The organism is Streptomyces sp. NPDC019224 (genome assembly GCF_040632605.1).
In the GTDB taxonomy this organism is placed as follows: domain Bacteria; phylum Actinomycetota; class Actinomycetes; order Streptomycetales; family Streptomycetaceae; genus Streptomyces.
The window spans coordinates 86,066-109,141 of record NZ_JBEYCF010000014.1; the positions used below are offsets into that span (position 1 = coordinate 86,066).

Sequence of the window (23,076 nt, forward strand, 5' to 3'; positions counted from 1 at the left end):
CAACAGCCGCACCCGCTCCCCAGCAGCCCCTCACACCCCGTGCTCCGCGGCTATCCGCCCTGCCCCGATCGCCCGCACCAGCTCCGCGTGGTCCGCCTCCGTGCGGTCCGCGTACGTCACCGCGAAGGCCGCCACCGCCTCGTCCAGCTCGTCGTTCTTGCCGCAGTAGCCCGCGAGGAGCCTCGGGTCCGCACTGTGCGCGTGGGCCCGCGCCAGCAGCGCCCCGGTCATCCGCCCGTAGTCGTCGACCTGATCGGCGGCCAGGGCGGCGGGATCGACGCTGCCCTTGCGGTTCCGGAACTGCCGCACCTGGAAGGGCCGGCCGTCCACCGTCGTCCACCCCAGCAAATGGTCACTGACGACCTGCATCCGCTTCTGCCCGAGCACCACGCGGCGCCCTTCGTGCGCGACCTCCGGCACCTCGAACCCCACGGCGGCCAGGTGCGGCGCCAGGACGGAGGGCCTGGCCTCCTTCACCTGGAGCACCAGCGGCTCCCCCCGGTGGTCCAGCAGCAGCACCACGTAGGAGCGGGTACCCACGCTGCCCGTCCCGACCACCCGGAACGCCACGTCATGGATCGCGTAGCGGGCCAGCAGCGGCAGCCGGTCCTCGGAGACGGTGCCCAGATAGTCCCCGAGCCCCACCGCCACGGCCGCGGCCTCGGCGTCCGGCACCCGGCGCAGCACCGGCGGCGCGTCGACGAAACGTCGGCCGCCGTCCTCGCAGTCCTCCGTGGACTTCGCCGCGAAGCGGGCGCTGGTGTTGTTGCGGGCCTTCTCGGCGACCCGCTCCAGAGTGCCGAGCAGGTCCCGCGCGTCGGCGTGGGAGACGAGTTCCTCGTCCGCGATGGCGTTCCACGCGTCGAGCGCGGGCATCCTGGCCAGCAGCCGCATCGTCCGCCGGTAGGCGCCCACGGCGCCGTACGCGGCCTTGCGGCAGGTGTCCTCGTCGGCGCCGGCCCCGCGGCCCGCGAGCACCAGGGAGGTGGCGAGGCGCTTGAGGTCCCACTCCCAGGGCCCGACCACGGTCTCGTCGAAGTCGTTCAGGTCGATGACGAGGTTGCCCCGCGCATCGCCGTACAGCCCGAAGTTGGCCGCGTGCGCGTCGCCACAGAGCTGGGCGGCCACCCCGGTGACAGGGGTGCCCACCAGGTCGTGGGCCATCAGCCCGGCCGAGCCGCGCAGGAAGGCGAAAGGGGTGGCCGCCATCCGGCCCACCCGTATCGGCGTCAGCCCCGGCACCCGGCCCCGGTTCGACTCCTCGACCGCGCGCACCGCGTCGGGCCGCCCTGACGGCAGGGCCAGCGTCGCGTGCGCGGACCGGGGCACTCGCGCGCGCAGCGCCTTACCCCTCTGCTTCGGGACCTCCGGTGCCCCCGCGCCCTTTGCGCAAGCCCTGTCCGTACGGCGTGCGAACCCCGGCACGGCCGGTATCCGCGGCCCACCCGCCCCGGCAAGCAGCGAGGCTCCCGCCGCCGGCCCATCCGCGCCGGCCGGAAGCGGACCCCGCGCCCCCGCCTCCACACCGCCGAGCTCGGCCCCTCCTGTCGGCGGCAGTGCCCCTTCGGTTCCGTCCATGGCGCGCAGCCTCCCCCTCCGGCGCGAACGCCGGGTTCCACCCCACATCAACTGCCGCCGACGGTACCGCCGTACACCAGCCACCGTCTGCCCCTGTGGACGACTCCGCCCGGAACCTTCCCCGCTGGTCAGGCCCTCGGCCCCACCGCCTCTGCGGTCCTCACCGCCTCTGCGGCCACCGCCCCCTCAGATCCCACAGATCCCACCGCCCCTCCGTCCCCCTCTTCCCTCCATGCCGACGCGTCGGCATCAGGCCCGGCCACGACCGCGAAGCCGCGTCAGCCGGAGAGACGGCGGGAGAACGGACCGAAAGCGCGGCAACCGTCCGACGCTTCCTCTCGGCCAGGCCGGCGAGGCCCTCGTCACCAGGCCCCGGCGAACCAGAGCGTCGGCGGGGCCGGCCACAGTCTTGAATGGGGTGTTTCACGTGAAACCAAGCACACGCACGAGGGCAGACGGTCAAAACCGAAGAAGCCCCCCAGGCCAAGGCCTGAGGGGCTTCCTTCTTGTGCGCGAGGGGGGATTTGAACCCCCACGTCCCTAAGGACACTGGCACCTGAAGCCAGCGCGTCTGCCGTTCCGCCACTCGCGCATGAGTGGTGTTTCCAGACTCTCTCACTTTTCGGTGCGAGCTCCTGGCGACATCCGGAAGATTAGCACGCTGGACAGGGTGGATTCACATCCGTTGTTTCGCCGCCCGCTCGACGGGCACTCGCACCCGCCCGGTCGGCGCCCGAGGAACGTCTGCGGCCGGCGTCCGAGGAACGTCCGAAGGAACCGGGAACCCGGAGCGGTCGCCCCCACTCCTCCTGAGTGCGTCCAACGTGCGGGACACTGTGAGGAGGCCGCCTCTACGATCCGTGTGAGGGGGGACACTCATCCCCAGGGCAGACAAGGGGAACCAGCTGATTTCCCGACGCGTGGATACGATCAGTAAGCAGTACAGGGACGATGACACCGGAGGAGGTGCCCCATGGGAGTGATGAAGCGTTTCGAGCAGCGTCTCGAAGGTCTGGTCAACGGCACTTTCGCCAAGGTCTTCAAGTCCGAGGTCCAGCCGGTCGAGATCGCGGGTGCCCTCCAGCGGGAGTGCGACAACAACGCCACCATCTGGAACCGTGAGCGCACCGTCGTCCCCAATGACTTCATCGTCGAGCTCAGCGCCCCCGACTACGAGCGTCTGAGCCCGTACTCCGGCCAGCTGGGCGACGAGCTCTCCGGCCTGGTCCGGGACTACGCCAAGCAGCAGCGGTACACCTTCATGGGCCCGATCAAGGTCCACCTGGAGAAGGCCGAGGACCTCGACACCGGTCTCTACCGGGTCCGCAGCCGCACGCTGGCGTCGAGTTCGTCACAGGGACAGGATCAGAGCTACGGCGGCCGGTCCCCCCAGCAGGGCTACCCGAACCACCCCGGGCGTCCCGCCCCCCAGGCCCCCGGCGGCTACGGCTACCCGCCGTCCTCCGCCCCGCCCATGCCCACGGCCCCGCCTCCGGGCGCCGGGCGTCACGGCGGCCCCGACCGGCGTCCGCCGGCCACCCCCACCTCCCTGCCGAGCGCGCAGGTGCGACGCTGGATCGAGATCAACGGCACCCGCCACCAGATCTCCCGCCCGACGCTGGTCATGGGCCGCAGCACCGACGCCGACGTGCGGATCGACGACCCCGGCGTCTCCCGCCGGCACTGTGAGATCAGGACCGGAACGCCCTCGACGATCCAGGATCTCGGGTCTACCAACGGCATCGTGGTAGACGGGCAGCACACCACCCGCGCTACGCTCCGCGACGGCTCGCGGATCGTCGTGGGCAGCACCACCATCGTTTACCGGCAAGCCGAAGGGTGAAGCGGGGGCAATGTCAGAGCTGACCCTTACGGTCATGCGGCTAGGTTTCCTGGCTGTTCTGTGGCTGTTCGTCATCGTGGCCGTCCAGGTCATTCGCAGCGACCTGTTCGGAACGCGCGTCACGCAGCGCGGCTCGCGCCGCACCACGCCCGACGCACGTCCGCCACAGGCGCGCCAGAACCCGGCGCCGCCGCAGCAGCGCCAGCAGCCCGGCCGCCAGCGCCGGGGAGCCCCGACCAAGCTGGTCGTCTCCGAGGGCACGCTCACCGGCACCACGGTGGCGCTCCAGGGTCAGACGATCACGCTGGGCCGGGCCCATGATTCAACGATCGTGCTGGACGACGACTACGCGTCCAGCAGGCATGCCAGGATCTACCCCGACCGTGACGGCCAGTGGATCGTCGAGGATCTCGGGTCCACCAACGGCACGTACCTGGACCGGACCCGTCTCACCACCCCGACGCCTGTTCCGCTGGGCGCGCCGATCCGGATCGGCAAGACCGTCATCGAGCTGCGGAAGTAGTACGACAATGAGCGAGCGGAGCGAGCGAGCCGCGGGGGTCCGGGCACCGGACCCGGCCAGGCTCCCGACCGGAGGGTGGGCAGTGTGGCTCGAGACCGGCTGTACCCCGAATCGACGGGTGAGGTGCGCATGAGTCTGTCCCTGCGCTTCGCCGCCGGATCGCACAAGGGCATGATCCGGGAGGGCAACGAGGACTCCGGCTACGCCGGTCCCCGCCTTCTCGCGATCGCCGACGGCATGGGCGGCCAGGCGGCCGGCGAGGTCGCCAGCTCCGAAGTGATCTCCACCCTCGTCCAGCTCGACGACGACGTGCCCGGCTCCGACATCCTCACCTCGCTCGGCACGGCGGTCCAGCGGGCCAACGACCAGCTCCGGATGATGGTCGAGGAGGACCCTCAGCTGGAGGGCATGGGCACCACGCTCACCGCCCTGCTCTGGACCGGCCAGCGCCTCGGCCTGGTCCACGTCGGCGACTCGCGCGCGTACCTGCTGCGCGACGGCGTGCTCACCCAGATCACGCAGGACCACACCTGGGTCCAGCGTCTGGTCGACGAGGGCCGGATCACCGAGGAGGAGGCCACCACCCACCCGCAGCGCTCCCTGCTGATGCGCGCGCTGGGCAGTGGCGACCACGTCGAACCCGACCTCTCCATCCGTGAGGTCCGGGCCGGCGACCGCTATCTGATCTGCTCCGACGGGCTCTCCGGCGTCGTCTCCCACCAGACGATGGAGGAGACGCTCGCCAGCTACCAGGGCCCCCAGGAGACCATCCAGGACCTGATCCAGCTCGCCCTGCGCGGCGGCGGACCGGACAACATCACCTGCATCGTCGCTGATGTCTTCGACGTCGACAGCAACGACACCCTGGCCGGGCAGCTCAATGACACCCCGGTCGTCGTCGGCGCGGTCGCCGAGAACCAGGCGGCCCAGCTGAACGACGACGGCGCGATGCAGACGCCCGCGGGGCGCGCGGCCGGCCTCGGCCGTCCCGTACCGCCGCCCGCGGGGAGCTTCGGCCCTCCCGGCAGCGGTGACGACGGCGACTACGGCGGGATGCCCGAGGGGTCCTTCTCGTCCTACACGGACGACGACTTCGTCAAGCGCGGCGGCCGCAAGTGGCTCAAGCGGTCCCTGTACACCGTGCTCGCGCTGGCCGTGGTCGGCGGCGGCCTGTACGGCGGTTACCGCTGGACCCAGACCCAGTTCTACGTCGGCGCGAAGAACGACAACGTCGCGCTGTACCGGGGCGTCAGCCAGGACCTCGGCTGGCTCTCGCTCTCGAAGGTCGAGACGGACCATCCCGAGATCGAACTCAAGTACCTCCCCGCCTACCAGCGCAAGAAGGTCGAGGCGACGATCGCCGAGGGCAGCCTCGCCGACGCCCGCCAGAAGATCAGTGAGCTCTCCACCCAGGCGTCCGCCTGCAAGAAGGACGAGCAGCGCCGCGCGGCGGAGAAGGCGCACGGCGACGAGGGCCAGGCGCAGGGCACGGACGGCGACGCCACCAAGGCGTCGAAGTCCGCCAAGACATCCGGTGGCGACACCAAGTCCGAGCAGACTTCCACGACTCCCACTCCTGGGCCCAGCCTCTCGGAGGAAGAGAAGAAGCTGGTCCCGCAGTGCGGTAAGAAGTAGAGCCGTAGGGGGCCTTCAGCACCATGAGCGTTGTCACCAACACGACCACGATCGGCGCGATCAACGCGCCGAGCCGGCGCAACACCGAACTGATGATGATGGTCTTCGCCATCGCCATCTCGGTGTTCGCCTACGCCAACGTGGGCCTGGCCATGGACGGCAAGCTCCCGTCCGGCATGTTCGGCTACGGAGCGGGGCTCATCCTGCTCGGCGGGGTCGCCCATCTCGTGGTGCGGAAGTTCGCCCCGTACGCGGACCCGCTGCTGCTGCCGCTGGCGACGCTGCTGAACGGTCTGGGCCTGGTGCTGATCTGGCGGCTCGACCAGTCGCCGAGGCTGATCAGGCGTGCGGAGTACCTGTACGGGGCGTACAGCCCCGACGCCCCCAAGCAGCTGCTCTACTCGGCGATCGGTGTCGCATTCTTCGTCGCGGTCCTGATGATCCTCAAGGACCACCGCATCCTGCAACGCTACACGTACATCTCGATGGCCGCGGCTCTGGTTCTGCTGGTCATCCCGATGTTCTTCCCCGCGGTGAACGGCGCGAAGATCTGGATCAGCCTCGGCCCGTTCTCGATCCAGCCGGGTGAGTTCGCCAAGATCCTCATCGCGATCTTCTTCTCCGGCTACCTGATGGTCAAAAGGGACGCACTGGCCCTCGCCAGCCGCCGTTTCATGGGCATGTATCTGCCGCGTGGCCGTGACCTCGGGCCGATCATCACCATCTGGGCCCTGTCGATCCTGATCCTCGTCTTCGAGACCGACCTCGGTACGTCCCTGCTGTTCTTCGGCCTCTTCGTGATCATGCTGTACGTCGCCACGGAGCGGACCAGCTGGATCGTCTTCGGTCTGCTGATGTCGGCGGCCGGCGCGGTGGGGGTGGCGTCGTTCGAGCATCACGTACAGGAACGTGTGAACGCCTGGCTCGACCCGTTCGCCAAGGCGACGATGGAACAGAGCGACCAGATCGCGCAGTCCCTCATGGCCTTCGGCTCCGGCGGCACGATCGGCACCGGACTGGGGCAGGGCAACTCCGACCTGATCATGTTCGCCGCCAACGCGGACTTCATCCTCTCCACTGTCGGTGAAGAGCTCGGCCTCGCCGGGATGATGGCCGTCCTGCTGATCTACGGTCTGATCGTCGAGCGCGGCATCCGTACCGCCCTCGCCGCCCGCGACCCCTTCGGCAAGCTCCTGGCCGCGGGCCTCTCCGGCGCGTTCGCCATCCAGGTCTTCGTGGTGGCCGGCGGCGTCATGGGCCTGATTCCGCTGAGTGGTATGACGATGCCGTTCCTCGCCTACGGTGGCTCGTCCGTTCTCGCCAACTGGGCCCTCATCGGCATCCTCATCCGCATCAGCGACACCGCCCGGCGCCCCGCCCCCGCCCCCGCGCCCTCGACCGACGCCGAGATGACCCAGGTGGTCCGCCCGTGAACAAGCCCCTGCGCCGGATCGCCATCTTCTGCGGCGTCCTGATCTTCGCCCTGCTCGCGCGGACCAACTACCTGCAGTACGTGAAGGCCGACGCCCTCACCACCCGCGACGAGAACCGCCGTGTCCGCATCGAGCGGTACGCGCACGAGCGCGGCAACATCATCGTCGACGGAAAGGCCGTCACCGGGTCCACCGAGACCAAGGACAGCGACTTCAAGTACAAGCGGGTCTGGAAGGACGGCCCCATGTGGGCGCCCGTCACCGGTTACTCCTCGCAGGCATTCGGCGCCACCCAGCTGGAGAGCATCGAGGACGGCATACTCACCGGCAACGACGACCAGCTCTTCTTCAACCGCACCCTGTCGATGTTCACCGGTGAGGAGAAGCAGGGCGGCAACATCGTCACCACGCTCAACGGCGCCGCCCAGAAGGCCGCCTTCGAGGGCCTCGGCAAGAAGAAGGGCGCCGTCGCCGCCCTCGACCCGCGGACCGGCGCCATCCTGGCCCTCGCCAGCACCCCCTCGTACGACCCCTCGACCTTCGCGGGCAACAGCGACTCCGACACCAAGGCGTGGCAGTCCCTGCTGAAGGACAAGGACAAGCCGATGCTCAACCGGGCGCTGCGCGAGACCTACCCGCCGGGCTCGACGTTCAAGGTCGTCACCGCGGCCGCCGCCCTGGAGAACGGGCTCTACACCGACATCGACGAGGACACCGAGTCGCCGCTGCCCTGGCGCCTGCCGCAGTCGACCGACAACCTGGACAACGAGGGCAACATCCCGTGCGAGAACGCCTCGCTCCGCGATGCGCTGCGCTACTCCTGCAACACCGTCTTCGGCAAGATCAGCGATGACCTGGGCAACCAGAAGATGATCGACGAGGCCAACAAGTTCGGCTTCAACAAGGAGATCTTCACGCCCGTCCGCTCGAACGCCAGCGTGTACCCCGAGGACAACCGGCCGCAGAACGCCATGGCGGGCATCGGCCAGGCGTCCAACCGCGCCACCCCGCTCCAGATGGCGATGGTCGCCTCCGCCGTCGCCAACGACGGCAAGCTGATGCAGCCGTACATGGTCGCCGAGCGCAAGGCGCCCAACCTGGACGTGATCTACACGCACGAGAAGGAGGAGCTCAGCCAACCCCTCTCGGCGGAGAACGCCCAGAAGCTCCAGGAAATGATGAAGACCGTCGTCGAGAAGGGCACGGGCACGAACGCCCGGATCCCCGGCGTCACGGTCGGCGGCAAGACCGGTACCGCCCAGAACGGTCTGAACAACAAGGGGAACCCGTACGCGTGGTTCATCTCGTACGCGCAGACCGACAACGGTTCGCCGGTTGCCGTGGCCGTCGTCGTGGAGGACAGCGACGCCACCCGCGACAACATCTCCGGCGGCGGCCTGGCCGCCCCGATCGCGAAGGCGGTCATGAAGGCGGTCATCGACAGCGAGAAGTGACACCGCTCGCACCCGGCCGCGAATGCGCTCCCGCGGATACCGGTCGGATATCAGGTATCGCCTGCGGGCCGATCAGCTGATGCGCGGCCGGTAGCGTATGCGCGAACAGCACACCGCCGGACCGCGCACCGGTGCGGTCAGGACTGACGGAGAGGGCTGGAACAGTTATGGAAGAGCCGCGTCGCCTCGGCGGCCGGTACGAGCTGGGCTCGGTGCTCGGCCGTGGTGGCATGGCCGAGGTCTACCTCGCCCACGACACCCGGCTCGGCCGCACCGTGGCTGTGAAGACGCTCCGGGCGGACCTCGCCCGCGACCCGTCCTTCCAGGCCCGGTTCCGCCGTGAGGCCCAGTCCGCAGCCTCGCTCAACCATCCGGCGATCGTCGCGGTGTACGACACCGGTGAGGACTACGTCGACGGGGTCTCCATCCCGTACATCGTCATGGAGTACGTCGACGGCTCGACGCTCCGGGAGCTGCTGCACTCGGGGCGCAGACTGCTGCCCGAGCGCACGCTCGAGATGACCGTGGGCATCCTGCAGGCGCTGGAGTACTCGCACCGCGCGGGCATCGTCCACCGGGACATCAAGCCGGCCAACGTCATGCTGACCCGGACCGGACAGGTCAAGGTCATGGACTTCGGCATCGCCCGCGCCATGGGCGACTCCGGCATGACGATGACCCAGACCGCGGCCGTCATCGGCACCGCCCAGTACCTCTCCCCCGAGCAGGCCAAGGGCGAGCAGGTCGACGCGCGGTCCGACCTGTACTCGACCGGCTGCCTGCTCTACGAGCTGCTGACGGTCCGGCCGCCGTTCGTCGGGGACTCGCCCGTCGCGGTCGCCTACCAGCATGTACGGGAAGAGCCGCAGCCGCCGAGCAACTTCGACCCCGAGATCACGCCCGCCATGGACGCGATCGTGCTGAAGGCCCTCACCAAGGACCCCGACTACCGCTACCAGTCGGCCGACGAGATGCGCGCCGACATCGAGGCGTGCCTCGACGGCCAGCCGGTCGCCGCGACCGCCGCGATGGGCGCGGCTGGTTACGGGGGCTACGGCGGCGGATACGACAACGACCAGCCCACCACCGCCCTGCGCGCCGCCGACCAGAGCGGCGAGCGCACGTCGATGCTGCCGCCGGTCAACCCGGACGACGGCGGCTACGGCTACGACGACCGCCCCGACCGCCGCAGGCAGAAGAAGAACCACACCTCGACGATCCTCCTGGTCGTCGCGGGCATCCTGGTCCTGATCGGCGCGATCCTCATCGGCAAGGCTGTCTTCGGCGGCGACGGCGGCGACAAGGGCGCGATCGACGTGCCCAACATGGTCGGCAGCACCCTCAAGGACGCTCAGAAACTCGCCGACAACACGAACATCGTGCTCAAGGTCGGCCCGAAGGAAGAGTGCAAGGAACAGCCCAGGAACAAGATCTGCCGTCAGACGCCGACGGCTGAGGAGCAGATGCAGGAGCAGGAGACCGTCACGGTCTTCGTCTCCAGCGGCCCCCCGAAGATCGAGGTCCCGGACGTCACCGAGAAGTCCGAGGACAGCGCCCGCGAGGCCCTGGAGAAGAAGGGCTTCACGGTCACCGTCACCTCGGTCGAGTCCGACCAGGCCGAGCCCGGCACCGTCCTGGAGCAGTCCCCCAAGGGGAACACCAAGGCCGAGGAGAACTCCGAGGTCAAGCTCACGGTCGCCACGGAGCAGCTGCTCACCGTGCCGCCGCTGACAGGACGCTCGTACGACGACGCGGTGAACCAGCTGAGGGGACTCGGCTTCACCAACATCGGCAGGTCCGACGAGGACTCCGACAAGCCGGCGAACGAGGTGATCGGCCAGAACCCCGAGCCGAACACGAAGGCCGGCAAGGACACCTCGATCATCCTCAAGGTCTCCAAGGGCCCGGCCGAGCCCGAGAAGGTGAACGTCCCGGGTGACATCGTCGGCAAGACGTACCAGGAGGCGAAGGCGCAGCTGGAAGCCATGGACCTGGTCGTCGCACTCGGTCCCGGTTCGGTCGACAAGCCGGACGCCAAGGTGGTCATGAGCGCTCCGCTGCCCAACCAGCCGGTGGACAAGGGCGGCACGGTCACCCTGACCACCGTCGAGGGCGGCGGCATCTTCGGCGGGCAGAACGGCGGACAGGGTCACTGACCCGTACCAGGTACGCACAGAGGGCCCCGGTCACCTTCGCGGTGACCGGGGCCCTCTGCCGTAGCGCTGTCTCAGCGCAGCTCCACCGGCTTCGTACGGTCGCGGTCGACCTTCTCCGTACGAACCAGCTCGCCCCACACGATGTAGCGGTACTTCGACGTGAAGACCGGGGTGCAGGTCGTGAGCGTGATGTAGCGGCCGGCCTTCTTCGCGCCGGAGCCCTTCGGGACGGGGCTCAGCACCTCGACGTTGTACTTGGACGTCTCCGGCAGCTCGTTGAAGACCTTGTAGACGTACCAGGTGTCCTTCGTCTCGAAGACGATCGCGTCCCCGGTGCGCACCTTGTCGATGTTGTGGAACTTCGCCCCGTGTCCGTCCCGGTGGGCGGCCAGCGTGAAGTTGCCCTCCTTGTCGGAGGGGAGCGCGGATTTCACCGGATCGGTGTAGTAGCCGGCGACTCCGTCGTTGAGCGTCTCGGTGTCGGTGCCCTTCTTGACGAGCACCTCGCCGTTCCTCATCGACGGGACGTGGAGGAAGCCGATGCCGTCCTTGGTGTCCAGCGCGCCGGGGCCGTCGGCCCAGCGGTCGCGGACGGTGTCGCCCTGCTTGTCCGCCTCGCGGTCGGCGAGCACGTTCGTCCACCACAGGGAGTAGACGACGAACAGCCCGAGCACCAGACCTGCGGTGATGAGGAGTTCACCGAAGACACTGACAGCGGTCGCGAGGGGATGGCGGCCGCCCTTCCGCGCGGGGGGCGCGGACTCGTCGGTCCGCTCCTGGTCCTCGGTCGTCGCTGTCATAGCACCGCCCTGTCGTCATGACGTCCAGCCCGTTCAGTCCACGAGCACGTCGGGCTTCCCCTTGCTGCGCGGCCGTTCGTCGACCATCTTGCCCCAGACGATCAAACGGTACGTACTCGTGAATTCGGGTGTACACGTCGTCAACGTGATGTACCGGCCGGGCTTGGTGAAGCCGGACTCCGGCGGCACCGCCCCGATCACGGAGACGTTGGACGGCGAGGTCTGCGGCAGGGCGCTCGTCATCTCGTACGTGTAGTACGCCTCCCGGGTCTCGACCACGATCGGGTCGCCGGGGCGCAGCCGGTTGATGTAGCGGAACGGCTCGCCGTGCGTGTTGCGGTGCCCGGCCAGCGCGAAGTTGCCCTGCTTGTCGGAGGGCATCGCGGTGCGCAGCGGTTCCTCGCTGTAGTGGCCGACCATGCCCCGGTCGAGGACCTTCTCCTTGCTGATGCCCTCGGCGATCGGCGTGACCACGTCCAGTTTGGGGATGTGGATGATGGCGAAGCCCTGCCCCGGTTCGAACGCCTCTTGTCCGGGGCTGCCCTTGGCCCAGTCGTCCTGGATCTTGTGGGTCTCCCGGCCGGCGATCTGGTCGGCCCGCACATTCGTCCACCAGAGCTGGTAGGCGACGAACAACAGCATCAGGACGCCGAGCGTGATGAACAGTTCGCCGACGACCCGGCTGATGACGACCGCAGGACTGTCCTTGGCGGCCTTGGCCGCCCGGCGCGCCTCCATGCGGGTCATGGGCTTCGCCGGGGTCCCGTCCGCCGCGTTCCCGGCGCCCGGCCGCGGCCCCTGGCGCCGCCGTCCGCGGCCCTGGGCGGCGCGCCTGCGCTCGGCGCGGCCGCCGGGCGGCGGCGTGGGGGGCACACCCTCCGCAGGCGTGCCGACGTGGTGTACGTCGTCGGTCCGGCCGGTCCCGGCGGCTCCCTCCGCCTCCGGGCGGGGCGCCGGCGCGGCCGGGTCCATCCGCCCGAGGACCTCGGTGGCCGGCTCCACGGCCTCGCCGCCCGGGGGGCGGGGAGCGACCGGGGGCTCCGGGTCGGTCGAGAGGTACGGGGCGACCGGGGGCTCCGGGTCGGTCGAGAGGTACGGGGCTGCCGGGGGCTGCGGAGCGGCCAGGTGCGCCGGGCCGGCCGGGGGCGGGGGAGCGGCCAGAGGCACCGGGTCGGCGAAAGGCCGCTGTACGGGCCCCTGGCGGCCGTACCAGTCGCGTTGGTACCCCTCGGGGTCGTACCACTCCTGCGGGGCCTGCTGAGGGCCTTGGGGGACGTACGGGGCGTGCTGCTGCGGCGCCATGGGCCCCTGCCCCGGCAGCGGGTCGTTCAACGGGTCCGGCAGCCCGTGGACCGCCGCCTCGAACGCGCCCGGGTCCTCGTACGCCCGCGGATCGTGCGGGTCGTCCTGCCCGGCCCCGGCTCCGTGGCGGGGTGGGGTCACGCGACGGCCTTGCCCACCACCGGAGCGAGCCCCGCCGACCTTTCGACGGCTCCGGTGTCCCCGCAGCGCACCAGCCAGTTGGCCAGCATCAGATGGCCGTGCTCGGTGAGCACCGACTCCGGGTGGAACTGCACGCCCTCGACGGCCAGCTCCCGGTGGCGCAGGCCCATGATGATGCCGTCGGCGGTCCGCGCGGTGACCTCCAGCTCGTCGGGCACCGTGGCCGGCTCGGCGGCGAGCGAGTGGTAGCGGGTCGCGGTGAACGGCGAGGGCAGTCCGGCGAACACGCCCGTGCCCTCGTGGAGCACCGGGGAGGTCTTGCCGTGCAGCAGCTCGGGGGCGCGGCCGACGACACCGCCGTACGCCACCGCCATGGACTGCATGCCCAGGCAGACCCCGAAGACCGGGACGCCGGTCGCCGCGCAGTGCCGCACCATGTCGATGCAGACGCCCGCGTGCTCCGGGGTGCCGGGGCCGGGGGAGAGCAGGACGCCGTCGAAGCCGTCCTGGGCGTGCGCCGTGGTCACCTCGTCGTTGCGCAGTACCTCGCACTCGGCGCCCAGCTGGTAGAGGTACTGGACGAGGTTGAAGACGAAGCTGTCGTAGTTGTCGACGACCAGGATGCGGGCGCTCATCGACCGGCCCCCGTCGCCGCGCTCGCGCCGTCGACCGTCACGTCACCGAACGGAAGCAGCGGTTCCGCCCAGGGGAAGACGTACTGGAACAGCACATAGACGACCGCCAGGGCGAGCACGAGCGAAAGGGCCGCGCGCACCCACACGTTGCCCGGCAGATGCCGCCAGAGCCAGCTGTACATCCAGACCCTCCATTCGGTACGGGACCAGACTAGAGGGCCGGGGCCCCGGCGTGGGGCCGCTGTGGAAAGCCGTGCACCCGCGGCGCGGGAAGCTACTTCACCGGCTCCGCGTAGTGCAGGTCCACCGTGCCCGAGTATCCGGGCAGCGTCACCGCCCCGTCCTCGTCGACCTTCCAGCCGAGCCCGTACGCCTTCACGTACAGCAGGTAGTTCTGGATCGCCGGCGAGGCGTCCAGCGCCCGCCGCAGCGCACCGGGGTCGCCCACGGCGGTGATCTTGTACGGGGGTGAGTAGACCCGGCCCTGGAGGATCAGGGTGTTGCCGACGCAGCGCACGGCGCTGGTGGAGATCAGCCGCTGGTCCATGACCTTGATGCCCCGGGCGCCGCCCTGCCACAGGGCGTTGACGACCGCCTGGAGGTCCTGCTGGTGGATGACCAGGTCGTTGGGCTGAGGATCGGGATAGCCGGGGCTCGCGGTGGCGTTCGGCGGGGCGTCGTCGAGCGTGACGGACACGGCCCGGCCGGACAGCCGGGTGGTGCCGGCGGCCCGCTCCAGCGCCTTGAGCCTGGCGGCCTCCGCCTTGGTGCTGCCGTTGTCGCGCTGGGCGAGGCTGTCGACGTCCCCGCGCACGGAGGCGGCGGACTCCTCCAGGGCGGCGTTCTTCTCGCTGCGCTGCTGGATGAGGTCGGAGAGTTTCAGCAGCGAGGCGTCGGTGCGGATATTGGTGCCCTTCGCCGTATTCGCGCTGGTCACGAAGATGAGGCCGGCAAGGGCGAAAACGGCAGCCGTGAGCACTCTGACCGGGTGCCGGAAGGTGCGCCGGACCGGCCCGGGGGGAGAGTCGGCAGAATTGCTCAACGTACCCTTATCTCCTTCGGTGCCACGGAAGCACTACGCTAACGGACGCCCGGGGGAGGCCACATTCCCCCTTGCGCCCCGCCCCGGCGCCAGCCACAGTTCCCTGCGCGGTCACGCAGCGCATCGACAGGAGAGTTCCTCGTGCCGAAGTCACGTATCCGCAAGAAGGCCGACTTCACGCCGCCCCCGGCGAAGCAGACGACCAACATAAAGCTGACCAACCGCAGCTGGGTCGCGCCCGTGATGCTGGCGCTGTTCCTGATCGGTCTGGCCTGGATCGTCGTTTTCTACGTGACCGACGGCGACCTGCCGGTCGAGTCACTGCAGAACTGGAACATCGTCGTCGGCTTCGGCTTCATCGCCGGCGGCTTCGGCGTCTCCACCCAGTGGAAGTAGCCTGCGCGACCGCGTAGACCACACGTCGACCCCGCCCCGCAACCCCTGCCCTGAGTTACCCACAGCGTTATCCACAGGCAGGGGAAAAGGTCGGAAGATCTGTGGATAACTTACCGGCCGTTGACGCCGGCGTGACTGCGTCCATCCCTCTCGGGGGCAGGAAGCCCCTTGTCCCGACTGGAAAAACCCAGCTCAGGGACAAGGGGCACAGTTGTGCCCGCACTATGCACAAGATCGGGATCACTCTGCGGAACCCTGTGGACAACTTCGGTCACAAATGGTCCGCAACAGCCTTGTGGAACGCGCCCGCCGGGGATGACGGGACAACCCTCAGGACAGGGCGGCCGTTCTGGCCACCACGATCAGGATGGTGGCCACCAGGACCACGGCGCAGGTCCCGAACTGCACGAGATCACGCCGCTCACGCGGGGCGTGCATCATGGCGACCCCGATCAGTATCCCGGCGACCAGTCCCCCGACATGCGCCTGCCAGGCGATCCCGCCCCACGGGTTGAACGTGATGACCAGGTTGAGCGCGAGGATCATGAAGACCGGGCGCATGTCGTAGTTCAGCCGGCGCATCAGCACGATGGTCGCGCCCAGCAGACCGAAGACGGCGCCCGAGGCTCCCAGCGAGGGCTGGTTCGGCTCCGCGAGCCAGTACGTCAGGGCGCTGCCCGCCAGCCCGGAGAGCAGATACAGCGCGAGGTAGCGCACCCGGCCCAGCACCGCTTCGAGCGGTCCGCCCAGCCACCACAGCCCCAGCATGTTGAAGGCCATGTGCAACACCGCCTGGTGCAGGAACATCGCCGTCACCAGCCGGTACCACTGGCCCTCCGCGACGCCCTCGACCGGCCCGCCGTAGGAGAAGCTGGCCCGGCCCAGGAGCTCCAGGTCGTCGATCAGCGCGGTGTTCACCGCCACCGCGACGAACACCGCGATGTTGATCCCCAGCAGGATCTTGGTGATCAGCCGGGGGTCGGCCGCGACGACACCGCCGGCCAGCGTGCGCGGCCGGGCCGCGGACGCGCCGTGTCCCGTACCGGATCCCTGGCGGACGCAGTCCGGGCACTGGAAGCCGACCGACGCGCTGACCATGCAGTCCGGGCAGATGGGGCGGTCGCAGCGAACGCACCGGACCGCCGTCTCGCGGTCCGGGTGGCGGTAGCAGACGGCCGGGCCCTCCGCGGGCGGGGGCGGTCCGGACGCACCCGGCGGCTGCTGGTCCATCGGTCCCATGGCTTCCCGGTCCCCTCGGTCCTCGTCGTTCGGTCCTCGTGTCGCGGGGATGCGCACGACACCGCCCCGCGCATCCGTTCTGTCAGGAGATACGGACGGGCGGGGCGGTTGGTTCCCGAACGTGAAACCGGAGAGTGACCGAGCGATGACGAAGAGCGCTCAGCGTGTCTCGACGACGACCGACTCGATGACGACGTCCTGCACCGGCCGGTCGGTCCGCGCGTTGGTCGCGGTCCCCGCGATGGCGTCGACGACCTTCTTGCCCGCGTCGGTCGTCACCTCACCGAAGATGGTGTGCTTGCCGGTCAGCCAGGCCGTCGGCGAAACCGTGATGAAGAACTGCGAGCCGTTGGTGGCCGGCCCCGCGTTGGCCATGGCGAGCAGATACGGCTTGGTGAAGGCGAGGTCGGGGTGGAACTCGTCCGCGAACTCGTAGCCCGGACCACCGGTGCCGTTCCCCAGCGGGTCGCCGCCCTGAATCATGAAACCGCTGATCACGCGGTGGAATACGGTGCCGTCGTACAGCCGGTCCGTGGTCTTCGCCCCGGTCGCCGGGTGGGTCCACTCGCGCTCCCCGGTGGCGAGCTCGACGAAGTTCTTGACCGTCTTGGGAGCATGGTTCGGCAGGAGCCGGATCTCGATGTCGCCCTGGTTGGTCTTCAAGGTGGCGTAAAGCTGCTCGGCCACGATCTGCCTTCCGTGAGTCTGCACGTGTGCTCTGCGCAGCCGCGCTGCGCATCGGCCCTTTCCGGCAACCGGTCCGGCCCCGACGCTCCGATCCTCGCACGGGCGGCACACAGAGTGTCCGAGGCGAGCGCCGGACGCCTTCCCGTGCCGTCCCGGTCCGACCGATGCCGCCATGCGCGTGCCGAACCTGCCGCCACGTGCGTGCCGAACAGGCGCGCGGCGGGCCGAAGCGTGGCATGGTCGGCGGAAGGCTCCCCTTGCACCACATCACCCGAGACATCCTTTGTGCACCGCATGACCCGGATGCCCGCCCCACGTGCCGCACCGGCACCGCGCGGGCATGATCTCGAAATGGGTGGAAAGGCGGAGTACCAACCCGCCACCAAGGAGGAGGATCCCGTGACCCGCATCGACAGCGTGCGTGCCGCAACCGACTCGGCGAGGGACAGCGTGCAGCACGCCGCGGACGTGGTGGCGCCCTACGCCGACTCGGCCAAGGAACAAGCCGTTCACTATGCGCACGAAGCCCGCACGCTGCTCGCACCGAAGGTGTCAAAGGCAGCCGAGCAGGCCCGTGCCCAGTACGGCGTGCACGTCGCCCCCCGTATCGAACTCGCCCGCACACACGTACCCCCCAAGGTCGACGAGGTCGCCCAGCGCGCCGCGCTCCGCACCCGACAGGCCGCCCGCAGCGCCGCGGACTACACCGTTCCGCGCATCGAGAGCGCCAGGGCCGCCGCCCAGCCGGTGGCCGAGGAGGCCGCGGCCCGCAGCGCCGCCGCGGTGGCCGCCCTGCGCGGGCAGGTCACGGCGAAGCAGATCCGCAAGCTGGCCCGGAAGCACGAGCGGCGGGCCAGGGCCGGCAAGGCGTTCAAGGGCCTGCTCGTGACCGGTGTCCTCGCAGGCGTCGGATACGCCCTGTGGCGCTGGTGGGACAAGCAGGCCAACCCCGAGTGGCTGGTGGAGCCCCCGGCCCCCACCGAGGTCGACGACCGCGCCCCGCTGTCCTCCGTCGACGGCAGCCCGAACGCCTCGGCGATCCTGGACCCCGAGGTCGAGGCCAAGCAGGCGGACGCCGAGGCGGCGGGCGAGGACGGCCCGGACGCCGTGGGCGGCACGGACCCGGACGACCGCCCCTGAGCCCCTGCGGCCGGCGGGCACGGCGGCGGACACCGCTCGACGGCACGCGTGCCGGGACGGGCGCCGGAGGACCCCGAGGTCTCCCGGCGCCCGTCCGCGTACCCGGACGCACGACGGCCACACCCCGTACCGCCGCGAGCGGGGCGATGCCTTCCCGCCCCGGCCCTCCGCCCGCCCTGTGGGTCCCGGCCGCGAGCGCGGCGGGCAGGGCGACCGCAGGAGCGGAGCGATGAAGAATCCTTGAGGGCGTGTCCGACTGCCGCGCGGCCCGGCGCAGCCCCATGCAGAGAACTCCCCCGACCCGCGTTTTTGCAGGTCAGGGGAGTTCTGAAGATGTGGAGCCCAGGAGATTCGAACCCGAAAGCGTTACCTCCCTGACCTGCGAAAACGCCGGGAAATCGCGACAAACACGCCTGATTCCATCCTCCTCGGTCCGGCTCGATCGCCCTCGATCCCGGTGCCGTGCTGACATGCCAGCACGGGCTCAACGAGATTTGCATTTCGAGAACGGTTTCTACGAAAGCACCTGCTCACGGCAGTGCAAAGCAGAGCAAAGAGCAGTTTGCTCTGCATGCCCTCTTAATCGCCACAGCCACCCGCCCGTGTGGCTCGCCAAGAACACGGTGAGCCGAAGCCAGATCACCGACGCCGCCCCGTGCCGCCCCCGCGCTGCCTGCACTGGGCGCGGGAGGTGTGTGGTGACCGTCACTGAGGACCGGCCACAGATGCTGACCGAGGAGTTCGAGCGCATCGCTGCCGCCGCCGAGCGTGAAGGCGTCCGGATGGAGTTCATCCACGGCAGGCTGGGAGTCAAAGCGGTACCCGACGGCGACCACGACGAGATCATCCGCTGGCTGATGAAGCACTGCATGCAGCACCAGCCCGATCTGTGGCTCTACCCCGAACGCGGCCTGCGCATCGAGCGCTACCGCAAAGGCAACGCCAAGCCGGACGGTGCTCTCGCCCCTGAAGGCAGCTTCGCCGGAGAAGGCGAGTGGGCCGACCCCGGGCAGGTCGTCATGGTCGTCGAGGTCACCTCGTACGACAGCGACACCGACAAACGCGACCGCGAGGAGAAGCCGGCCGCGTACGCCCAGACCGGCATCCCCGTCTACCTGCTGATCGACCGCGGCACCTGCGAAACCCTCGTCTACAGCGAACCCGACGGCGACACCTACGCCAGCCTGCTGCGCCGCCCCTTCGGCCGCACCGTCGAACTTCCCGCCCCGCTCGGCTTCGCCCTCGACACCGAACCGCTCAAGAACTGGGTCCGCTGACCGTCAAGCCGCTCGGCCCGCCGCCACACCTTGCCGGGGGCAGGCAATGTGCCGGGGGAACAGGCGGTGCCGTCATCCCCGTCACGCGGTCCACGACGTCGGTCTCTCCCCCTACCCACGTACTCCCCGAGTGTTGAGATCATCCTGTCGACCATGTGTGGTCCGCCCTGTAGCACTAGGGTTTTCGGGACGGCCGGACCGGCACGCCGCCGAGCAGAGAGACGGATGCACCATGGGGCAAGGGGCGCGGAAGCAACTCGCGGAGCTGCTCGACGGCTCGGAGCGCCACGGGGACTTCAGTACTCGCATCGAGATGCCCGCTCGGGCGCTGCGCATCGAGGTCGACGGTGTCGGCGAGCTGCCCCTGCCGTTGCGCGCCCCGGTCACCAAGAAGCTGATCGCCCAGGCCCGGCAAGCCCGCTTCGGCCGCGGTGAGCAGACCCTGTCCGACACCGGCGTGCGCGACACCTGGGAGATCACCCCGGACCAATTCACCCTGAGCGGCCCCGACTGGGACCGCACGCTGAGCGGTGTTCTCGATGGAGTTCGTACCGCGCTCGGCCTGCCGCCCACCACCGTCCTGCGCGCCGAACCGCACGCGCTGCTCGTCTACGGCAAGGGGCAGTTCTTCCTGCCGCACCAGGACTCCGAGAAGGACGACTCCATGGTGGGCAGCCTCGTCGTCTCGCTGCCCTCGCACCACACGGGCGGCGAACTCGTTGTCGAACACGCCGGCCGCAGCGTCACGTACCAGGCGTCCCGGGAGCGGCTGGCCTTCGCCGCCTTCTACGCGGACTGCCGTCACGAGGTCAAGCCCGTCACCTCCGGGTACCGCATCACCCTCACCATGAACCTTCTCGCCGAGCCCGTCCGGCCGGCCGACGCGGCAGGCAGCGGGCCGGTGGCCGACCTGGCCCACTGCCTGAGCGAGCACTTCACCCAGCCTGCCGAGGACCGCTACGGCTACGGCCGTACCAAGGCCACGCGGCCCAACCGGCTCGTCTACCTCCTCGACCACGAGTACACCCAGCGCGGCCTGGGCTGGGACCGCCTCAAGGGCACCGACGCCACCCGCGCCGTCCTGCTCCGCCAGGCCGCCGGGCAGGCGGACTGCGAGGCGGTCCTCGCGCTGGCGGAGGTGAAGGAGACGTGGGACGCCGTACCGCCCCACGACCGCTACGACTACTACGGCGAGGTCGAGCACCACGACGACTGCGAGGACGAGGAGTGCGAGGGCGAGTGCCTCCTCGACCCCGACGGCGAGCCCGGAGCCGAGCGCCGCCGCACCGGCGACTTCTCCGACTACGAGCTGAACGACCTGATCGACGACGAGATCACCCTCGGCTGGTGGACCCGCCCCGACGGCACCGGAGGCGAGCAGATCACCCTGCCCGTCCCGTACGCCGAGGTGTGCGCCACCACCGAGAACAAGGACCTCACGCCCTACCGGTCCGAGTACGAGGGCTACATGGGCAACTACGGCAACACCCTGGACCGCTGGTACCGGCGGGCCGCAGTGGTGCTCTGGCCCCGGCAGCGTTCGTTCGAAGCACGCGCCGAAGCGGGCTCCGAGGGAGCCCTGCGCGAGCTCCAGGGCCACCTGGACACCGGCCAGTTGGAGCTCGCACGTACGCTTGCCCGGTCGCTCGCCCCGATCTGGAAGCACCACGGTTCGGGCCCGGCCGCCGCCCCGCTCTTCGCCGCCGCCCTGAGCGTCGCGGCGGGTGTGGGGGAGGCGGACACCGCCGTGATGCTCCTCGCGCCGTTCGGGGTGGAGACCTTGAGCGAGGACCACGCCCCCGGCCTCGCACAAGCGGCCGCACGGTACGGACCGACGTGGGCACGCGAGACCGTCGCCAGCTTGTTCGGCCCGACCGGCGCCTACACCGGGGCCGACCGCGCGGCATGGCTCGCATCCCTACCCGATCTCTGTGCCGCGCTGCGGAGCGCCGACGGTGACGGGGAGGCGGTGGCCACACCACTGGCCGAAGGCGCCTGGCAAGCGACCGAGCAGCAGCTCACCGGCTGGCTGGACGTCGGCCGGGAGCCGGAACGCCGCCCGGCCATGGAGCGAATCGGCACCACACTCGCCCACATCGTGCAAGCGGCCGGCCCCCGGACCGCCGACACGATCACCACCACCCTGCGCGGGCTGCCGGACACCGCCCTTGAATGCCTGCTCCCGGCCCTGCGCGCCGCGGCGCGCCACCCGGCCGCCGTACACGGCGGCACCCCCGCGGGCGGCGCCTTCCAGTCGCTCGCCGACCACTGTCAGGCCCGGCTGGCCGCAGCCGTCGCCCTCCCCGTACGAGCTGCGGACGACTGGTCCCTCGCCCCGGCCGGTACCTGCCGCTCCGGCTGCGACCTCTGCCCCGACCTGGACGCCTTCCTCACCTCCCGCACCCGCCGGGTCATGGAGTGGCCGCTCGCGAAGGACAAGCGCCGGCACATCCACAGCCGTATCGACCTGGCCGGCCTGCCCGTTTCTCACACCACCCGGCGCCAGGGACGCCCCTACACCCTGGTCCTGACCAAGACGGACGCGGTGTTCACCCGCGAGGGGACGGCCCGCGCCCGAGCTGAAACCGATCTGGCCTGGCTCCGGGAGAAATGGCCCCAGCCACGCGGCTGAAAGATCACCGGAACCCGCAGTCGCACACCTGGAAGAGGCCGCCCGCACCCGGGGCGCGGTCACCGCCGCCCAGGGCTACCCCCTCGCCTGAAGCCTCGCGTACCCGCCCCAGCAGACCTGCTCGACTTCGGTGCGCACCGTCATCGCCACCCCGGCCAGCGGTTGAGGTCGAAGACCCGCACCCCAGCCCCCTCGTACGCGTCCGGGGCGGCCGTCGCCGAAACAGTCGGCCCACGAGCCTCACGTCAGCATCTCCGTGCTGACACGTCAGCACGGAGAATCAGGACAAAAACGCCCCCCTGACTGCGTTTCCGCAGGTCAGAGGGGCGTAAAAGTGTGGAGCCTAGGAGATTCGAACTCCTGACATCTGCCTTGCAAAGGCAGCGCTCTACCAACTGAGCTAAGGCCCCGACAGTAAGCAGCCCCGAACGCCTCGACGTTCCGGCCACCACCGCAGAACAGAGTACCGGCTTACCCCCGTGATCCTGCAAAAATACTGGGACTCCCCGTGGGCGACCACGCTCCGTAAGATGCTGGTCGAGGTTCGCAGCAGCGAAGCCGATGCGAAGGGGAGACGCAATGGATGCAGCGCAGCAAGAGGCGACGGCCAGAGCCAGAGACCTTCAGCGCAGTTGGTACGGAGAGCCGTTGGGGGCGCTCTTCCGCCGTCTGATCGACGATCTCGGTCTCAACCAGGCGCGGCTCGCCGCAGCGCTCGGACTGTCCGCTCCCATGCTCTCCCAGCTCATGAGCGGTCAGCGCGCGAAGATCGGCAATCCGGCGGTGGTCCAGCGCGTCCAGGCACTCCAGGAACTGGCCGGCCAGGTCGCCGACGGCAGCGTCAGCGCCGGGGAGGCCACGGAGCGCATGGAGGAGATCAAGAAGTCCCAGGGCGGCTCGGTGCTCTCGGGCACCAGCCAGACCACGTCGAGCGGCGGCGCGCCCACGGTGCGCCGGGTGGTCCGGGAGATCCAGTCGCTGCTGCGCTCGGTCGCGGCCGCCGGTGACATCATCGATGCGGCGGACTCCCTCGCCCCGACGCACCCGGAACTGGCAGAGTTCCTCCGGGTGTACGGCGCAGGGCGCACCGCGGAAGCGGTGGCGCACTACGAGAGCCACCAGAGCTAGGCCCTCGCGCGGTACGGGGGAACGGGCCGAAACAG

Annotated in this window: 19 protein-coding genes and 2 tRNA genes; 11 read left to right on the forward strand and 10 right to left on the reverse strand. The window is 69.9% G+C overall.

Features of this window, described 5'->3' with window-relative positions; genetic code table 11:
- Positions 1-30: 30 nt before the first annotated feature.
- The gene (locus ABZ564_RS12105; RefSeq protein WP_360853707.1) at positions 31-1,578 is read right to left on the reverse strand and encodes a DUF2252 domain-containing protein; all 1,548 of its coding nucleotides are present in this window, start codon (positions 1,576-1,578) and stop codon (positions 31-33) included.
- 509 nt (positions 1,579-2,087) lie between these two features.
- A tRNA-Leu gene (locus ABZ564_RS12110) sits at positions 2,088-2,170 on the reverse strand.
- 381 nt (positions 2,171-2,551) lie between these two features.
- Between ABZ564_RS12110 and ABZ564_RS12115 the strand changes: the two genes are divergently transcribed.
- The 6 genes from ABZ564_RS12115 to pknB all read left to right on the forward strand — a co-directional run bounded on the left by ABZ564_RS12115 (position 2,552) and on the right by pknB (position 10,622).
- Complete coding sequence (locus ABZ564_RS12115; protein ID WP_360853710.1) at positions 2,552-3,421, forward strand: DUF3662 and FHA domain-containing protein; 870 nt, start codon at positions 2,552-2,554, stop codon at positions 3,419-3,421.
- A 10-nt stretch (positions 3,422-3,431) separates the two neighbouring features.
- Positions 3,432-3,944 carry an FHA domain-containing protein gene (locus ABZ564_RS12120; RefSeq protein ID WP_360853713.1) on the forward strand — a complete coding sequence of 171 codons (513 nt, stop codon included), beginning with the start codon at positions 3,432-3,434 and terminating at the stop codon, positions 3,942-3,944.
- Positions 3,945-4,073: 129 nt separating this feature from the next.
- On the forward strand, positions 4,074-5,579 hold the full coding sequence (locus ABZ564_RS12125) for a Stp1/IreP family PP2C-type Ser/Thr phosphatase (protein ID WP_360853716.1): 1,506 nt from the start codon (positions 4,074-4,076) through the stop codon (positions 5,577-5,579).
- A 23-nt stretch (positions 5,580-5,602) separates the two neighbouring features.
- A complete protein-coding gene (locus ABZ564_RS12130; RefSeq protein ID WP_360853719.1) occupies positions 5,603-7,012 on the forward strand; it encodes an FtsW/RodA/SpoVE family cell cycle protein in 1,410 nt (469 codons plus the stop codon).
- The gene (locus ABZ564_RS12135; RefSeq protein WP_360853722.1) at positions 7,009-8,466 is read left to right on the forward strand and encodes a penicillin-binding transpeptidase domain-containing protein; all 1,458 of its coding nucleotides are present in this window, start codon (positions 7,009-7,011) and stop codon (positions 8,464-8,466) included. The genes ABZ564_RS12130 and ABZ564_RS12135 overlap by 4 nt, the downstream gene beginning before the upstream one ends.
- Positions 8,467-8,633: 167 nt before the next feature.
- On the forward strand, positions 8,634-10,622 hold the full coding sequence (gene pknB / locus ABZ564_RS12140; protein ID WP_360853725.1) for a Stk1 family PASTA domain-containing Ser/Thr kinase: 1,989 nt from the start codon (positions 8,634-8,636) through the stop codon (positions 10,620-10,622).
- Positions 10,623-10,693: 71 nt separating this feature from the next.
- On the opposite strand, the gene ABZ564_RS12145 is transcribed toward pknB, so the two are convergent.
- From ABZ564_RS12145 to ABZ564_RS12165, 5 genes are all read right to left on the reverse strand, one after another.
- Entirely contained in the window at positions 10,694-11,422 is a 729-nt protein-coding gene (locus ABZ564_RS12145) for a class E sortase (RefSeq protein ID WP_360853728.1), read from the reverse strand.
- A gap of 33 nt (positions 11,423-11,455) precedes the next feature.
- Entirely contained in the window at positions 11,456-12,865 is a 1,410-nt protein-coding gene (locus ABZ564_RS12150; protein WP_360853731.1) for a class E sortase, read from the reverse strand.
- The gene (locus ABZ564_RS12155; protein WP_360853734.1) at positions 12,862-13,500 is read right to left on the reverse strand and encodes an aminodeoxychorismate/anthranilate synthase component II; all 639 of its coding nucleotides are present in this window, start codon (positions 13,498-13,500) and stop codon (positions 12,862-12,864) included. The genes ABZ564_RS12150 and ABZ564_RS12155 overlap by 4 nt, the downstream gene beginning before the upstream one ends.
- Positions 13,497-13,682 (reverse strand): hypothetical protein, encoded by a 186-nt coding sequence (locus ABZ564_RS12160; RefSeq protein WP_360853737.1) that lies wholly within the window; start codon positions 13,680-13,682, stop codon positions 13,497-13,499. Before ABZ564_RS12160 ends, ABZ564_RS12155 begins: the two co-directional genes overlap by 4 nt.
- A 92-nt stretch (positions 13,683-13,774) precedes the next feature.
- Entirely contained in the window at positions 13,775-14,542 is a 768-nt protein-coding gene (locus ABZ564_RS12165) for a DUF881 domain-containing protein (protein ID WP_360853740.1), read from the reverse strand.
- Positions 14,543-14,683: 141 nt separating this feature from the next.
- Here ABZ564_RS12165 and crgA point away from each other — a divergent pair, with 141 nt between their 5' ends.
- The gene (crgA, locus tag ABZ564_RS12170; RefSeq protein WP_360853743.1) at positions 14,684-14,938 is read left to right on the forward strand and encodes a cell division protein CrgA; all 255 of its coding nucleotides are present in this window, start codon (positions 14,684-14,686) and stop codon (positions 14,936-14,938) included.
- Between the two features lie 330 nt (positions 14,939-15,268).
- Here crgA and ABZ564_RS12175 read toward each other — a convergent pair whose 3' ends face one another.
- Complete coding sequence (locus ABZ564_RS12175; protein WP_360853859.1) at positions 15,269-16,168, reverse strand: rhomboid family intramembrane serine protease; 900 nt, start codon at positions 16,166-16,168, stop codon at positions 15,269-15,271.
- A 168-nt stretch (positions 16,169-16,336) separates the two neighbouring features.
- Complete coding sequence (locus ABZ564_RS12180; RefSeq protein WP_360853746.1) at positions 16,337-16,864, reverse strand: peptidylprolyl isomerase; 528 nt, start codon at positions 16,862-16,864, stop codon at positions 16,337-16,339.
- Positions 16,865-17,263: 399 nt separating this feature from the next.
- On the opposite strand from ABZ564_RS12180, the gene ABZ564_RS12185 reads away from it, so the two are divergent.
- The 3 genes from ABZ564_RS12185 to ABZ564_RS12195 all read left to right on the forward strand — a co-directional run bounded on the left by ABZ564_RS12185 (position 17,264) and on the right by ABZ564_RS12195 (position 21,913).
- Positions 17,264-18,004, forward strand: a complete 741-nt coding sequence (locus ABZ564_RS12185; RefSeq protein ID WP_360853749.1) for a DUF5324 family protein — start codon at positions 17,264-17,266, stop codon at positions 18,002-18,004.
- A 698-nt stretch (positions 18,005-18,702) separates the two neighbouring features.
- A complete protein-coding gene (locus tag ABZ564_RS12190; protein WP_360853752.1) occupies positions 18,703-19,281 on the forward strand; it encodes a Uma2 family endonuclease in 579 nt (192 codons plus the stop codon).
- A gap of 232 nt (positions 19,282-19,513) precedes the next feature.
- Positions 19,514-21,913 carry a 2OG-Fe(II) oxygenase gene (locus tag ABZ564_RS12195; protein WP_360853755.1) on the forward strand — a complete coding sequence of 800 codons (2,400 nt, stop codon included), beginning with the start codon at positions 19,514-19,516 and terminating at the stop codon, positions 21,911-21,913.
- 337 nt (positions 21,914-22,250) lie between these two features.
- Here ABZ564_RS12195 and ABZ564_RS12200 read toward each other — a convergent pair.
- Positions 22,251-22,323, reverse strand: a tRNA-Ala gene (locus ABZ564_RS12200).
- A gap of 169 nt (positions 22,324-22,492) precedes the next feature.
- On the opposite strand from ABZ564_RS12200, the gene ABZ564_RS12205 reads away from it, so the two are divergent.
- Positions 22,493-23,041 carry a helix-turn-helix transcriptional regulator gene (locus ABZ564_RS12205; protein ID WP_360853758.1) on the forward strand — a complete coding sequence of 183 codons (549 nt, stop codon included), beginning with the start codon at positions 22,493-22,495 and terminating at the stop codon, positions 23,039-23,041.
- Positions 23,042-23,076 lie beyond the last annotated feature (35 nt).

Excerpts from the sequence above, each read along its gene's own strand:
- ABZ564_RS12155 (WP_360853734.1), bottom strand. The coding sequence starts at position 13,500 with ATGAGCGCCCGCATCCTGGTCGTCGACAACTACGACAGCTTCGTCTTC.
- ABZ564_RS12145 (WP_360853728.1), bottom strand. The coding sequence starts at position 11,422 with ATGACAGCGACGACCGAGGACCAGGAGCGGACCGACGAGTCCGCGCCC.
- ABZ564_RS12120 (WP_360853713.1), top strand. The coding sequence starts at position 3,432 with ATGTCAGAGCTGACCCTTACGGTCATGCGGCTAGGTTTCCTGGCTGTT.
- ABZ564_RS12195 (WP_360853755.1), top strand. The coding sequence starts at position 19,514 with ATGGGGCAAGGGGCGCGGAAGCAACTCGCGGAGCTGCTCGACGGCTCG.
- ABZ564_RS12175 (WP_360853859.1), bottom strand. The coding sequence starts at position 16,168 with ATGGACCAGCAGCCGCCGGGTGCGTCCGGACCGCCCCCGCCCGCGGAG.
- ABZ564_RS12115 (WP_360853710.1), top strand. The coding sequence starts at position 2,552 with ATGGGAGTGATGAAGCGTTTCGAGCAGCGTCTCGAAGGTCTGGTCAAC.
- ABZ564_RS12205 (WP_360853758.1), top strand. The coding sequence starts at position 22,493 with ATGGATGCAGCGCAGCAAGAGGCGACGGCCAGAGCCAGAGACCTTCAG.
- ABZ564_RS12125 (WP_360853716.1), top strand. The coding sequence starts at position 4,074 with ATGAGTCTGTCCCTGCGCTTCGCCGCCGGATCGCACAAGGGCATGATC.
- ABZ564_RS12130 (WP_360853719.1), top strand. The coding sequence starts at position 5,603 with ATGAGCGTTGTCACCAACACGACCACGATCGGCGCGATCAACGCGCCG.
- ABZ564_RS12160 (WP_360853737.1), bottom strand. The coding sequence starts at position 13,682 with ATGTACAGCTGGCTCTGGCGGCATCTGCCGGGCAACGTGTGGGTGCGC.
- pknB (WP_360853725.1), top strand. The coding sequence starts at position 8,634 with ATGGAAGAGCCGCGTCGCCTCGGCGGCCGGTACGAGCTGGGCTCGGTG.
- ABZ564_RS12105 (WP_360853707.1), bottom strand. The coding sequence starts at position 1,578 with ATGGACGGAACCGAAGGGGCACTGCCGCCGACAGGAGGGGCCGAGCTC.